We start from the raw sequence: 12,770 nt of genomic DNA, 5'->3' as shown, positions 1-12,770 counted from the left end.
ACATAAAAGTGGGGGGATTCGTTTGAAGAATAGTTTGACAGCCATGGCAGGATTATTCCTAGGTTTTACACTTATCATTGTATCTATAATTGCATCTGGAGATATAAGGGGATTTATAAGTGTTTCATCCTTTATGATTACAATAGGTGGTTCTTTTATGGCTTTGATTATTAGTGAACCGATGGATAATATAAAAAAAATGCCGGCGGTACTTAAAGTAGCTTTTTCTGAAAGTACACAAAGTAAATCGGAGCTAATAGATCTTTTTATAGAATTAGCTAAAAAGGCTAAAAAAGAAGGCTTTAACTCTTTAGAGAATAGTCTTGAAGAGGTAAATGATAAATTTCTTAAAAAAGGTGTATTAATGGTTGTCGATGCAATGGATGTAGAGTTGATAAAAGAAATATTAAATTTAGAGATTGAGGTAGCAGAAGAAAGACATAATGAGGGCCAAAGACTGTTTAGTAAATGGGGCGAATATGCCCCAGCCTTTGGTATGATTGGTACTATAGTAGGTCTCATAAATATGCTAGCAGACCTACAAGATGCAGCAGCAATTGGTGTAGGTATGGCAGTTGCTTTAGTTACTACTTTTTATGGTGCTTTATTTGCTAATTTAATGTTATTACCTATAGCAAGTAACTTAGAAAATAAAGCAAATCAAGAAGCAATCATGTGTTCAATGATGATTGACGGTATTCTTTCTATTCAAGAAGGTTTAAACCCTATGGTTATAGAAGAAAAGCTTACAACATATTTGACGCCTAAAGAAAGATTGGATAGAAATCAAGGAAGTAAATTTAAGGTGGATTTAGAAAATGCGTAAGAAGAAGAAAAAACAATCGAGTGGTTCACCACTATGGATGGCTACTTTTTCGGATTTAATGACGCTGTTACTTACATTTTTTATTTTACTTTATTCTATATCTAATGTTGATCAAAATAAATTTATTGATGTTGCAAATGGATTAAGAGATATATTAACTAATAATAGTAACTCAGTTATAGAAATGGTAGAAACTGTTGAAATTCCAGATGCAGAAAATGAAATAGAAGAGAACGTAGATCAAGAGGAAGATGAAGAGTTGTCGGAAGAAGAGGAAATATTTCAAGATCTTAAAGTTATCATTGACCAATATGTTCAAACAGAGGGATTGACAGAAAGCGTAGAAGTTAGTATTAGTGAAATAGGAGTACATATTGATATAAAAGATAAACTTTTCTTTGAGGAAGGTAAAGCAGATCTAAAAGAGGATGCTTTTGGAATATTGGATAAAATAAGTCAAAAAATAATTGAGCTACCTAATAATATTATGGTAGAAGGTCATACAGATAATATTCCTATACATACTGTTGAGTTTGATAGTAACTGGGAGTTGTCGGCTGCAAGGGCTATAAATGTTATCAGATATTTTGCGGAGAAAAAAGGGGTAGATCCTAGTAGAATGAGGGCGGTAGGATATGGTGAATATAATCCGAAAGTACCTAACACTTCTGATGAAAATAGACAACTCAATAGAAGGGTCAATATAGTTGTTCAGTATTTAGAACATAATACAGAAAATTAGTAAAAAGGCAGGATTAGAATGGAAGAGAAAAATATAAAAAAGAAAAGTAAAAAGAAACTTATAATAATATTACTAGTAGTATTATTATTGGCTTGTATAGGAGGTACTTTTGCATTTTTTAAAGTAACAGGAAGAGAATTACCTTTCTTTACAGAAGAAGAACAAGTGGAAAGTGTAGTATCTCTGCAACAATTTATTGTAAATTTGAAAACTAGTGATTCTAAAAATAGTTATCTTAAGGTGACGGTCGTTCTAGGCTATATGGAAGAAAATGCAAATTTAACAATAGATGAAAATACAGAAAAAATAAGAGATAGAATAATTGAAATACTTAGAACTAAGTCAACAACGGAGTTTGAAGAGGATGATGCAACTCTTGTTTTAAAAGCAGATATCAAAAACAGTATAAATGAATTACTAGGAGAGCCATTAATTACAAGTATATATTTTAATGATTTTATGATTCAATAGAAGCAGTTATTAGAAATAATGGTAGAAAAGAGGATATCTAAATGGCACGAGATTTTAATTTCATTTCTTCAATTTTTCAAATGATATTTGCATTAATTATTGTACTTTTAATCATTTATTGTGTTTCAAAGATAGGTGGAAAGTATACTAATAAATCTGTTAAAAAAAATCTTAAAATTTTAGATAGACTTCCACTTTCTAATAAGAGCAGTGTATGTGTAGTCAAGGTAGGGGAAGAGGTTTTACTACTAGGAGTAACTGAAAATAATATCAATGTATTAGATAAACTTCCAGATAATTTTGTAGAGAGTTATTTGTCAGACGAAACATCTAATAGATTAAATTTTAATAAACATGATAGTGCTACTGTAATGCAGGAATTTATTAATAAGGGAATAGCTAAATTCAGGAAGGATAATAAATGATATGAAAAAAAAGATTACAATTTTCGGGCTGGCTTTATTTTCATTGATTATGTTTTTAAATATAACGGCTTTTGCTGAACCAATTCCAATTCCCAATATAGGCATTGATATAGGGCAATCTTCATCACCTAGTGAAACCATGGATAGTATAAACCTATTGGTTTTACTTACAGTGTTAACATTAGCTCCTTCAATATTGATTTTGATGACTTCCTTTACTAGAATAATTGTTGTGTTTTCTTTTTTAAGAAGTGCACTTGGAACCCAACAAAGTCCACCGAATCAAATTTTAATTGGACTCGCAATGTTTTTAACATTTTTTATTATGGCACCTGTTTATAATGATGTAATGGCGGGGGCAGTGAACCCCTATTTAGAGGAAACTATAACCCAAGAAGAGGCCATAGAAATTGGGTCCAAACCAATAAAAGAATTTATGCTAAAACAGACTAGAGAAAAAGATTTAGCACTTTTTATCGAACTTTCAAACACAGATATACCTGATGAAGCTATGGATATGGGGTTTGAAATAATAGTTCCAGCCTTTGTTATTAGTGAACTTAAAACTGCATTTCAAATTGGATTTTTAATATTTATACCTTTTGTTGTTATAGATATGGTTGTAGCAAGTATTTTGATGTCCATGGGTATGTTTATGTTATCGCCTGTTATGATATCATTGCCATTTAAAATTCTTTTGTTTGTAATGGTTGATGGATGGCATCTGATAGTTAAGTCTTTAGTTGAAAGTTTTATTTAGGGGGCTAATCATGAGTGAGACAATGGCATTAGATATTTTGAAGGATGCATTTTTTACTATAGCTAAAGTTGCAGGTCCAATTTTGATAATAGCTTTATTAGTAGGTCTTATTATTAGTATTGTTCAGGCTACTACACAGATACAAGAGCAGACGCTTACTTTTGTACCAAAGATTTTAGCTGTATTTTTAGCTCTTATTATTTTCGGTAATTATATGTTAAATACAATGATTGGCTTTTTTACAAGAACTATGGGAAATATATCAAATATATTACGGTAGGTGCTTATGGTAGCCTTAAATTTTACTGCGTTTGTGTTAATATTAGTGCGAGTTACGTCTATGTTTATAACTACACCATTATTGAGTATAAAAGGGATTCCAAATACCCTTAAAATTATGTTTTGTATTGTACTTTCCTATATTATGTATTTTAGTGTTGCGCCTACTGATGTGCTAGTAGAGATAGGTACACCAATGCTTGTTGTTTTACTGATAAAAGAAGCACTTGTAGGTCTCTTTATCGGGATGCTTGTAAATATTATTTTTATGTCTATTCAAATGGCGGGTCAATTTATTGATATGCAAGGAGGTCTTGCATCGGCAGCACTGCTAGAGCCAAATTCAAAAAATAGCTTATCTATTTATGGAAGAATTTATTTCAATTTAGCTTTAGTATTATATTTTATTTTCAATGGACATCATTATCTTATTATCGGTTTAGAAAAAAGTTTTGAAATAATAAATATTTATGATTACACTGTTAACTTTGCTGGATTAATTGACGCAGTGGATATAGTAAATCAAAGTTTTGTTATTGCAGTTCAAATAGCAGCACCTATGCTTTTGGTTTTTGTAATATCTGATTTAGTTTTAGGGATAATGTCAAGAACTGTTCCTTCTCTTAATGTATTGATATTAGGAATGCCACTAAAGGTTTTAGCAGGAATACTTACTTTTATAGTAATAAGCCCGATTATAATTAAACTAATTTCAGGAGTATTAGATATTATTCCAGATAGTATGGAGAATATTATTAAATTTATGTCATAGTAAAACAGGGTGGAGTATTTGGGATATAACGATTTATTATTTTTAAATATAATAAGTTTAATTATTGGAATATTATTTTTCAATATTTTTTTAAATAGCATAAAAGTTGAGTCGATTGATTTTAGAGGAAATATAGCGGTAAAAAGAAAACTCAGTATTAATTTTATGTTTATGGCTGATGATAAAACAGAAGACCCAACTCCAAAAAAACTTGAAGATGCTAGAAAAAAGGGCCAAATAGCGAAGTCACAGGATTTGAACTCTGCACTACAATTATTCATATTTACGCTAGTTGCATCTTCGCTCGGAAATTATATTTATAATGGAATATACTCATTTTTCAAATCAGGATTTCGAGTAGATTATAACATGAGTTTCTCTAATAACAATGTAAATGTATTTTTAAAAAGCAATATACTTAGTTTTATAAGTATTATATTTCCAGTTTTCGGAGTTTTGTTTTTGGCAGCTCTAGTCATAAATCTAGCGCAAACAAAATTCAATTATTCTTTGCATCCGATAAAACCTGATTTTAAGAAGCTAAATCCCATTGAGGGATTTAAAAAAATATTTTCAAAAAAAGCACTTTTTGGGTTACTTAAAAATCTAGCTAAATTAGCTCTTGTAACTTATATATCTTATAGTTTTATAAAGGATAATATTTTTGAAATTCAAGGGATAGCCCTTACATCAGTTTACAATTTTTATACGTATTTAGGCGATATTCTAGGAGGATTTATCTCTAGAGTTGCTACTATTTTAGTAATTATCGGAATCATAGATTTTGTTTATCAAAAGTATGATTTCAAGAAAAGCTTAAAAATGACAAAACATGAAGTTAAAGAAGAGTATAAAGAAGTAGAAGGTGACCCTATAATTAAGTCACAAAGAAAGCAAAAACAAAAACAATTAGCTATGAATAGGATGATGGCGGATGTTGAAAAGGCAGATGCGGTTATTGTCAATCCAACACATATATCCGTTGCAATTAGGTATGATGAAAAAGAAGAAAGCGCACCTAGGGTTTTAGCAAAGGGTGCTGACAATATAGCTTTAAAAATTAGAACTATAGCAAAGGAAAAAAACATACCAATAGTAGAAAATAAACCTCTTGCGAGGTTATTATATAAAAAAGTAAAAGTAGGTCAGCAAGTTCCAGTAGAGTATTATGGAGCATTAGCTGAAATATTAGCGTTTGTTTATAAATTAGAGCAGAAGAAAAAAAGTTTTTATAAATCTAGAAAAAGGATGTAGGTGAGCGTGTTGCAAAAAAATACTAAGCCGAATAGAATTATTAATAATATGGATACCATAGCAGCCTTTGGAGTAATGGGGATTATTGCGATTATAATATTACCAATCAACCCAGCAGTTCTAGATATACTATTAGTGTTTAATATTACTTTTGCACTTATAATTTTTATACTAAGTATGTTTACAACTAGTATTTTGGAGTTTTCAGTATTTCCAACACTACTGCTTATAACAACATTATTTAGGTTATCACTCAATATTTCATCTACAAGACTTATATTAAGTGAGGGAAATGCAGGCTCGGTAATACAAGCTTTTGGTAATTTTGTAACCGGTGGTAATTATATAGTTGGTGCAGTTATTTTTATTATAATAGTAGTTATACAGTTTGTAGTTATAACAAGTGGTGCTAGTAGAGTTGCTGAGGTTGGAGCGAGGTTTACCCTTGATGCTATGCCTGGAAAGCAAATGAGTATAGATGCTGATTTAAATGCAGGAGTAATTAATGATATTCAGGCGAAGAAAAGAAGAGAAGACCTTCAAAAAGAAACAGATTTTTATGGCTCAATGGATGGTGCAAGTAAATTTGTTAAGGGAGATGCCATAGCTGGTATTATAATTGTAATCATTAACTTTGTTGGTGGTATAGCAATATTTTCACTTCAGAAAGGTTACAGTATAACAGAGGCCCTTGAAATATTTGGCATACTAACAATTGGTGATGGCCTTGTAGGGCAAATACCAGCCTTACTAATTTCTACTGCAACTGGTATATTGTTAACACGCTCAAATTCCACTTTTAATTTTGGTACGGAATTAAGCAAACAGCTTTTTGCTATGTGGAAGGTAATTTCAATCGTTGCGGTTATATTGTTTATAATAGGTACAGTACCTGCTTTCCCTACGCCTCCGTTTTATATTATGGCAATAATAATGACAGCAATAGCGTTCTTATTATATCAAGATCAAAAAAATAAAGTAGTAGAAGATGTAAAAGAGATGAAAACTGAAGAAATTGAAGAAGTACCTTCTGAGGTAAAAGTAGATCAATTTGAATCTCTAGAAATAGAAATATCTTATGATTTAATACCTCTAGTAGATAAAGATTCAGGGGGAGATTTAGTTCAAAGAATTTCTTCTATGAGAAGACAGATTGCAAATGAATTGGGATTAGTAATAAGACCCATTAGAATTAGAGATAATTTGATGCTTTCACATCATGAGTATTCAATTAAAATAAGAGGAATTGAAGTAGCTAAGGGTACCATTATTCATAACAACCTTTTGGTAATGGACCCAGGTAGCGATAGTATAGATATGAAAGGAATAGAAACTGTTGAGCCAGCCTTTGGTTTGCCAGCTTTGTGGATAGATGAGAAGCAAAAGGATATGGCTGAGATGAAGGGTTATACTGTTGTTGATCCTGTAACAGTTTTAATAACACACCTTAAAGAGATTATTAAATTGCATAGTTATGAACTTATTACAAGGCAAGATGTCAAAGAACTTGTGGAAAATGTAAAAGAAGAAAATGGTGCAGTTGTGGAAGAACTAATACCTGATTTACTAAGTTTAGGTGAAGTTCAGAAGATACTGCAAAATCTACTTAGAGAAAAAGTATCAATAAGAGATATGGTTACTATTCTTGAAACTTTAGCAGATTATGCTGTAAATACAAAGGATATCGAGTTGTTAACTGAATATGTTAGATATAAGTTAGGTAGAAGTATTGTGATGGAGTATTTAGATAATGATCAAAAATTAAATGTTATTACAATTCAACCTCAGTTAGAAAAGCTATTAGGAGATAATATTCAAAAATCTATTCAGGGATCTTTCCCTGCAATAGATCCTAACACTAATACGAAAATACTTCAAAAGATACACAGTAATATAGAAGTTTTGGCTATGCAAGGAAAAGAGGCAGTTATTTTAGCTTCACCAAAAGTTAGGCCTGCCTTTAAGAAAATGATTGAGATGGCTTTCCCTAAAGTACCTGTTATTTCGCTAAATGAAATACCTAATAACATTGATATAGAAGCAGTTGGGATGGTGAAATTGGATGATAGTTAAAAGGTACGTTGTTAGTAACATGCAAGAGGCAATGATTAGGATAAAGATGGACCTCGGCGATGATGCTGTAATTATAAGCGATAGATATATTGATGAAGGTGGGTTACTTAAATTTTTTAAAAAGAAAAAAAGAGAAGTAATTGCAGCTATAGATGACCAAGCAATTGATGAAGAAGTTCAAATAATAGAAACAGAAGAAACAGAAGAAATAGAGAAAATAGAAGAAAAACAAAAAAAAGAAGAAAAACAAAATTTAAGATTGAATTTTGATATGGAAGAATTATTTGAAAACATAGATATCAATAAAGATGTTCAAAAGGATTTTTATAATTATTGTAGAATTAATGGATTAAAAGAAAAAGATGTAAATAAATTTGTCCTAAATGAGTTTTTATGGGAACAAGTTAAGAATAATGTTGAAATAAATGAGAACTTAGAAAATAAAATAGTATCATTTATAGGACCTACAGGAGTTGGAAAAACAACTACTATTGCAAAAATTGCAGCAAAAGAGTCTATAGGAAATAATAAAAAAGTAGCTTTAATTACAATAGATACCTATAGAATTGGGGCAGTAGAACAACTTAAAACTTATGCAGATATTTTAAATATACCTCTTGAAGTAGTTATAAAAAAAGAAGATATGCAAAAGGCTCTTAAAAAATTTTCAACTTACGACTTGGTGTTAATTGATTCAACTGGCAGAAGTTATAAAAATGGAGAGCAAATTGATGAACTTAAGGAATATATAAGTGGCATTGTAAATATGAGCACATATTTAGTTATTAGTCTAACAACAAAATATAGGGATGTAAAAGCTATAATTGATAGCTATAGCACTGTTGGGTTTGATAAGTATATACTTACCAAAATTGATGAAAGCTCTGGCTATGGAAATATACTAAATATAGCTAGATACATACATAAGCCACTATCTTATATTTGTACTGGACAAAATGTACCTGATGATATTGAAAGAGCAAATATTGATAAACTTTTTTATTATATCTGGGGAGAGATTAGAGTATGATAGACCAAGCGCAAAACTTAAGGGAAATGGTTTTTTCAAAGGATAAGTTAGCAAAACCTAGTGAAAATAAGATACTTATATATACTATTGCTAGTGGAAAAGGTGGAGTTGGTAAGAGTAATTTTACTTTAAATTTAGCTATAGGTATGCAAAATAGAGGAAGAAGTGTTTTAATAATAGATGCCGATTATGGTATGGCAAATATAAATGTATTACTTGGAGTGAGAGCTAAAAAAACGCTCTATGATGTGATTAATAAGAATATACCTCTTAAAGAAGTAATAATAGAAAGTACATCTGGAATAAAGATAATTTCAGGCGGTTCAGGACTGTTAGAAATGGCAGAAATGGGTGGAACTAGGCAGCGAAAACTGTTGAATGACTTGTCTCAATTAGAAGGAATTGATACTATATTAGTTGATACTAGCGCTGGTGTATCTAAAAGTTTACTATCGTTTATATCTTTTTCACAAGATATGATTTTAGTTACAACACCTGAGCCCACTTCATTAGCGGATGCTTATAGCTTGATTAAAATTGTTAATAGAATGAAAGTAAAAGATAGTATCAAAGTAGTTGTTAACAAAGTTAGTAATGAAGAGGATTCCATAAAATCTTTTGAAAAATTAGAGAGAGTTGCAGCTAATTTTTTAAGTATAAGATTAGATGAAATTGGATTTATTATTGAAGACAAAAAAGTAAAAGAAGCAGTAATGGGACAAAACCCTTTTATTATCGAGTATCCTAAGTGCATGGCTAGTAAAAATATAAATAATATTATTGATACTTTATTATCTCAGAATAGTGATGATAAAGGCATAAATTCTATGAAACAGTTAATAAATAGAATGATTAAAGTATTCTCATAAAGAAAATTAGGTGATCTTATTGAAAGAAGAGTATAAAATTGAAAATATAAGTAGAGACGAAATGATAACTCAAAATCTATCTCTTGTTCATAAGATTGCAAGAGGTGTAAAATTAAATAATAATATGAGTCTTACGCAAGAAGATTTATATAGTGTTGGTATTATCGGACTTATGGAAGCAGTTGATAAATATGATAAGAGTAAAAATGCTGCTTTTGCTACTTTTGCTACTTTGAGAATACGAGGGGCAATGATTGATGAAATAAGAAAACACTCAAATATTTCTAGGGGCAAAGTTAAAAAAATAAATGAATATAATGCAGCACTTAACTATCTAAGACAGAAACTTTTAAGAGAACCTTATGATAAAGAAGTAAGTGATTATATGCAAATTAGTCTTGATGAATTAGATAGTATAAAAAATATTGCTGGAGATATTGCTATAAATTATTTGGACAAAAAGATATCAGGAGATTCAGAAGGTGAAAATACTTTAAAAGACTTATTAGTAGATAGAAAAGGAGTTTCACCTGAAGATGAATATTTATTAAAAGAAAAAAATATTTTATTAGTTAAAGCGTTAGATAGTTTGCAGGAAAGAGAAAGAATTATTTTAAATTTGATTTATAAAGAAGAATTAGCCCTTAAAGAAATAGCATATGTTATGGATATTTCTATATCTAGAGTATCTCAAATTCATGGTAGAGCTCTAAAAAAATTAAAAGTATATTTAGAAGAAAGTTTATAATACTTTAGGAGAAAAATAATGGTATATTTAATGCTAGTAGTTGGTGTATGTATTTCTGCTTATGGAATAGTTCTAATAAAAAAAGAAATGAAAGAAAGAGAATTAATTTCTGAGGAAAAAGAAGAAGTAATTTTTAATGAAGAAGATATTTATAATGAAGAAGATTTATATGAAAATGAAGATGTTTATGTAGATGGATATGCTAAAGTGGAAAATGATAATGATAAAGAAGTAGAAAATAATAAAGATTTTAATGAAATAATTAAAGAAAAGATGAGCAGCATAGATGTTCAATATGACAAAGAAAAAGATGAAAAAATATACGACAAACTTAATAAAATAGAAGAAATGTTGAAGCCTGTTATGGATACTTCAGATAGAGAGAAGAAACTATTGCTCTTTGAGAAAGAGCTAATAAAAAGAGAAAGAGCCATTAAAAGAAATGAAACAAGAATAGACAAATTAGTTGAAGCAAAGATGAAGACTATATCTAAGACAAAAGGTGTAACTACAAAAAAGATAGTTACAGCTTCAGGAGATACCTCAGAAATGAAAAGTAGGAAAACTCCAACAGCAACAGGGATGAAAAGAAGTTCAACGGTATCAAATAGTAGTCAAATATTAAAGGATAAATTGAATGTGCAGAATGAAAATGATAAAAATACAATTATACAAAAGATAAATGCATTAGAAGAGGAAGGCAAAAGCCTTGAAGATATAGCTTCTCAATTATCATTAGGCAAAGGGGAGGTTTTATTATTAAGAAGTATACAGAGGCAATAATAAAAATATTTTCACCTAAAATGATTCTAGGAATAGGTTTAGGAATAGTAATTACATCATTAATTTTAATTCCATCCTATAAAACTTATGATGATAGTTATATTGAGAAAAGGGCTAAAGCTATGGGTATGATTTATGAAGACCAAGTTAAGGTAATAGATACTAGTGAGGTGTTGGATAAATGATAAGAGGACTCGAAACGTCAAGATCAGCAATGAAATATCTGCAAAAAAAACAAGAAGTTGTGGGGAATAACATAGCTAATACAGGAACTACGGGCTTTAAAGAACAGATAGCAATAGCAAATACTAAGGAAGAAATGAACATAATTAATAGAAGAACAGGAGAACAAGTAGGTACAATAAATCCTGGGATAAATATTGAGGATATATATGAGATATCTTCTCAAGGAATTTTTGAAGATACAGGAATAGATACAGACTTTGCAATTTTAGGAGAAGGATATTTTACTTTAGAAAAAAATGATGGTTCATATGTATATACTAGAAATGGAAACTTCAATTTTGATGCAAATGGTAAATTAGTAAATGAAAATGGATATTCTGTAATTGCAAAGAATACAAATACAGGGGCAAATTCATATATTTATTCAGGTGATGATGATATTAGTGTTACTCCTGAAGGAATTATGAAAAATACAGATACAGATGGATTGAAATTTAACGTTGTTAAATTTGATGATGTTCAGCTACTAGCAAGAGCTGGAGAAAGTTTATATACAGCAGAAGATGTACAACCTATTGAAGATAACGATAGTTATATAAAACAATTTTCATTAGAGAATTCAAATGTTGATATGACTGGCCAAATGATAAAGATGATAGAAGTAAGTAGGGAATACTCTGCTAATCAAAGAGTTTTGAAATCTACTGACGATACACTTCAGAAGGCGGTTAATGAGCTAGGAAGCCTTAAGTAAAAGATAATGCACAATGCACGATGCACAATGCACAATGCACAATGCACAATTATGGAGGGAATTTTTTAGCGGAGCTAAAAAATTCCTTTTATTTTATAAAAGATTAAAAGATTAAACTCATTGAGTCTTTGTTTTTTAGCTTAATATAAGATTTTCTGACCAAAGGGAAGAAAATCATCCTTAATTGTGCATTGTAAATTGTGCATTGTGCATTGAATTAAGTAGGCATATACTTTGACTTGAGATTCCTAATCCATTTCCTGTGAATCCAAGACCTTCTTCAGTAGTTGCTTTAATATTAATTTGATTGATATTTATTTTAAGTGAATTAGAGATGTTTATACGCATTGTGTCTATATGAGGTGCCATTTTAGGCTTTTGAGCAATGATAGTAGCATCTATATTTACTATTTCAAAATTATTTTTTTTAAGTAAAATTTGTACATGTTCTAATAATTTGATTGAAGATATGCCTTTATATTTATTATCAGTATCAGGAAAATGTTTTCCTATATCCCCCAAGGCAGCAGCACCCAGTAAGCTATCCATTATAGCATGTATTAGCACATCGGCATCTGAATGACCGAGTAGTCCTTTTTCAAAAGGGATGTCAACTCCTCCGAGTATTAATTTTCTGTTTTCAACAAGTTTATGAACGTCGTAACCCATACCTATTCTCATTTTGATTCCTCCTAGATATAAAATATAGCTATATATAGAAGTATATCACACATTTAAAAAAGATAGAGTGAAGAGAGCAATTTGTAGAGCTTATTAGTGGATGACTTTCTTATTATT

16 protein-coding genes are annotated in these 12,770 nt (G+C 30.0%); 15 read left to right on the top strand and 1 reads right to left on the bottom strand.

Annotated elements, in window-relative coordinates:
- Positions 1-22: 22 nt before the first annotated feature.
- From ACVHXK_RS07375 to ACVHXK_RS07305, 15 genes are read left to right on the top strand one after another with little or no spacing between them, the layout of a single operon-like run.
- A complete protein-coding gene (locus ACVHXK_RS07375) occupies positions 23-826 on the top strand; it encodes a motility protein A (protein ID WP_461205733.1) in 804 nt (267 codons plus the stop codon).
- Positions 819-1,568, top strand: coding sequence for an OmpA family protein (locus ACVHXK_RS07370; protein ID WP_461205732.1), 750 nt, complete (start codon positions 819-821; stop codon positions 1,566-1,568). The genes ACVHXK_RS07375 and ACVHXK_RS07370 overlap by 8 nt, the downstream gene beginning before the upstream one ends.
- Positions 1,569-1,586: 18 nt before the next feature.
- Entirely contained in the window at positions 1,587-2,039 is a 453-nt protein-coding gene (locus ACVHXK_RS07365) for a flagellar basal body-associated FliL family protein (protein ID WP_461205731.1), read from the top strand.
- A gap of 41 nt (positions 2,040-2,080) precedes the next feature.
- Positions 2,081-2,464, top strand: coding sequence for a flagellar biosynthetic protein FliO (gene fliO / locus ACVHXK_RS07360; protein ID WP_461205730.1), 384 nt, complete (start codon positions 2,081-2,083; stop codon positions 2,462-2,464).
- Position 2,465: 1 nt separating this feature from the next.
- Complete coding sequence (fliP, locus tag ACVHXK_RS07355) at positions 2,466-3,224, top strand: flagellar type III secretion system pore protein FliP (RefSeq protein WP_461205729.1); 759 nt, start codon at positions 2,466-2,468, stop codon at positions 3,222-3,224.
- A gap of 10 nt (positions 3,225-3,234) precedes the next feature.
- Complete coding sequence (fliQ, locus tag ACVHXK_RS07350; RefSeq protein ID WP_461205728.1) at positions 3,235-3,504, top strand: flagellar biosynthesis protein FliQ; 270 nt, start codon at positions 3,235-3,237, stop codon at positions 3,502-3,504.
- A gap of 6 nt (positions 3,505-3,510) precedes the next feature.
- Positions 3,511-4,275: a flagellar biosynthetic protein FliR gene (locus tag ACVHXK_RS07345; protein WP_461205727.1), complete on the top strand. Its 765-nt coding sequence runs from the start codon at positions 3,511-3,513 to the stop codon at positions 4,273-4,275.
- Between the two features lie 18 nt (positions 4,276-4,293).
- Positions 4,294-5,529, top strand: coding sequence for a flagellar biosynthesis protein FlhB (flhB, locus tag ACVHXK_RS07340; RefSeq protein WP_461205726.1), 1,236 nt, complete (start codon positions 4,294-4,296; stop codon positions 5,527-5,529).
- Between the two features lie 48 nt (positions 5,530-5,577).
- Positions 5,578-7,602 (top strand): flagellar biosynthesis protein FlhA, encoded by a 2,025-nt coding sequence (flhA, locus tag ACVHXK_RS07335; protein WP_461205801.1) that lies wholly within the window; start codon positions 5,578-5,580, stop codon positions 7,600-7,602.
- A complete protein-coding gene (locus ACVHXK_RS07330; protein WP_461205725.1) occupies positions 7,592-8,632 on the top strand; it encodes a flagellar biosynthesis protein FlhF in 1,041 nt (346 codons plus the stop codon). The genes flhA and ACVHXK_RS07330 overlap by 11 nt, the downstream gene beginning before the upstream one ends.
- On the top strand, positions 8,629-9,501 hold the full coding sequence (locus ACVHXK_RS07325) for a MinD/ParA family protein (protein WP_461205724.1): 873 nt from the start codon (positions 8,629-8,631) through the stop codon (positions 9,499-9,501). The genes ACVHXK_RS07330 and ACVHXK_RS07325 overlap by 4 nt, the downstream gene beginning before the upstream one ends.
- A 19-nt stretch (positions 9,502-9,520) precedes the next feature.
- Positions 9,521-10,249 carry a sigma-70 family RNA polymerase sigma factor gene (locus ACVHXK_RS07320; protein ID WP_461205723.1) on the top strand — a complete coding sequence of 243 codons (729 nt, stop codon included), beginning with the start codon at positions 9,521-9,523 and terminating at the stop codon, positions 10,247-10,249.
- Positions 10,250-10,267: 18 nt separating this feature from the next.
- Positions 10,268-11,032 (top strand): hypothetical protein, encoded by a 765-nt coding sequence (locus tag ACVHXK_RS07315; protein WP_461205722.1) that lies wholly within the window; start codon positions 10,268-10,270, stop codon positions 11,030-11,032.
- Positions 11,033-11,052: 20 nt separating this feature from the next.
- Complete coding sequence (locus ACVHXK_RS07310; protein ID WP_461205721.1) at positions 11,053-11,217, top strand: hypothetical protein; 165 nt, start codon at positions 11,053-11,055, stop codon at positions 11,215-11,217.
- A complete protein-coding gene (locus ACVHXK_RS07305) occupies positions 11,214-11,972 on the top strand; it encodes a flagellar hook-basal body complex protein (RefSeq protein ID WP_461205720.1) in 759 nt (252 codons plus the stop codon). Before ACVHXK_RS07310 ends, ACVHXK_RS07305 begins: the two co-directional genes overlap by 4 nt.
- A gap of 180 nt (positions 11,973-12,152) precedes the next feature.
- On the opposite strand, the gene ispF is transcribed toward ACVHXK_RS07305, so the two are convergent.
- The gene (gene ispF / locus ACVHXK_RS07300; RefSeq protein WP_461205719.1) at positions 12,153-12,653 is read right to left on the bottom strand and encodes a 2-C-methyl-D-erythritol 2,4-cyclodiphosphate synthase; all 501 of its coding nucleotides are present in this window, start codon (positions 12,651-12,653) and stop codon (positions 12,153-12,155) included.
- Between the last annotated feature and the right edge of the window lie 117 nt (positions 12,654-12,770).

The organism is Clostridium sp. DL1XJH146, from assembly GCF_054819755.1.
Note: the sequence above shows the minus strand (reverse complement) of the source record. Positions and strands in the feature narration are given on the sequence as shown.

Coding starts and splice junctions, on each gene's coding strand:
- ACVHXK_RS07325 (WP_461205724.1), top strand. CDS start 8,629: ATGATAGACCAAGCGCAAAACTTAAGGGAAATGGTTTTTTCAAAGGAT.
- flhA (WP_461205801.1), top strand. CDS start 5,578: ATGGATACCATAGCAGCCTTTGGAGTAATGGGGATTATTGCGATTATA.
- fliP (WP_461205729.1), top strand. CDS start 2,466: ATGAAAAAAAAGATTACAATTTTCGGGCTGGCTTTATTTTCATTGATT.
- ACVHXK_RS07305 (WP_461205720.1), top strand. CDS start 11,214: ATGATAAGAGGACTCGAAACGTCAAGATCAGCAATGAAATATCTGCAA.
- fliQ (WP_461205728.1), top strand. CDS start 3,235: ATGAGTGAGACAATGGCATTAGATATTTTGAAGGATGCATTTTTTACT.
- ACVHXK_RS07370 (WP_461205732.1), top strand. CDS start 819: ATGCGTAAGAAGAAGAAAAAACAATCGAGTGGTTCACCACTATGGATG.
- ACVHXK_RS07365 (WP_461205731.1), top strand. CDS start 1,587: ATGGAAGAGAAAAATATAAAAAAGAAAAGTAAAAAGAAACTTATAATA.
- ACVHXK_RS07310 (WP_461205721.1), top strand. CDS start 11,053: ATGATTCTAGGAATAGGTTTAGGAATAGTAATTACATCATTAATTTTA.
- ACVHXK_RS07345 (WP_461205727.1), top strand. CDS start 3,511: ATGGTAGCCTTAAATTTTACTGCGTTTGTGTTAATATTAGTGCGAGTT.
- fliO (WP_461205730.1), top strand. CDS start 2,081: ATGGCACGAGATTTTAATTTCATTTCTTCAATTTTTCAAATGATATTT.
- ACVHXK_RS07315 (WP_461205722.1), top strand. CDS start 10,268: ATGGTATATTTAATGCTAGTAGTTGGTGTATGTATTTCTGCTTATGGA.
- ACVHXK_RS07330 (WP_461205725.1), top strand. CDS start 7,592: ATGATAGTTAAAAGGTACGTTGTTAGTAACATGCAAGAGGCAATGATT.
- ispF (WP_461205719.1), bottom strand. CDS start 12,653: ATGAGAATAGGTATGGGTTACGACGTTCATAAACTTGTTGAAAACAGA.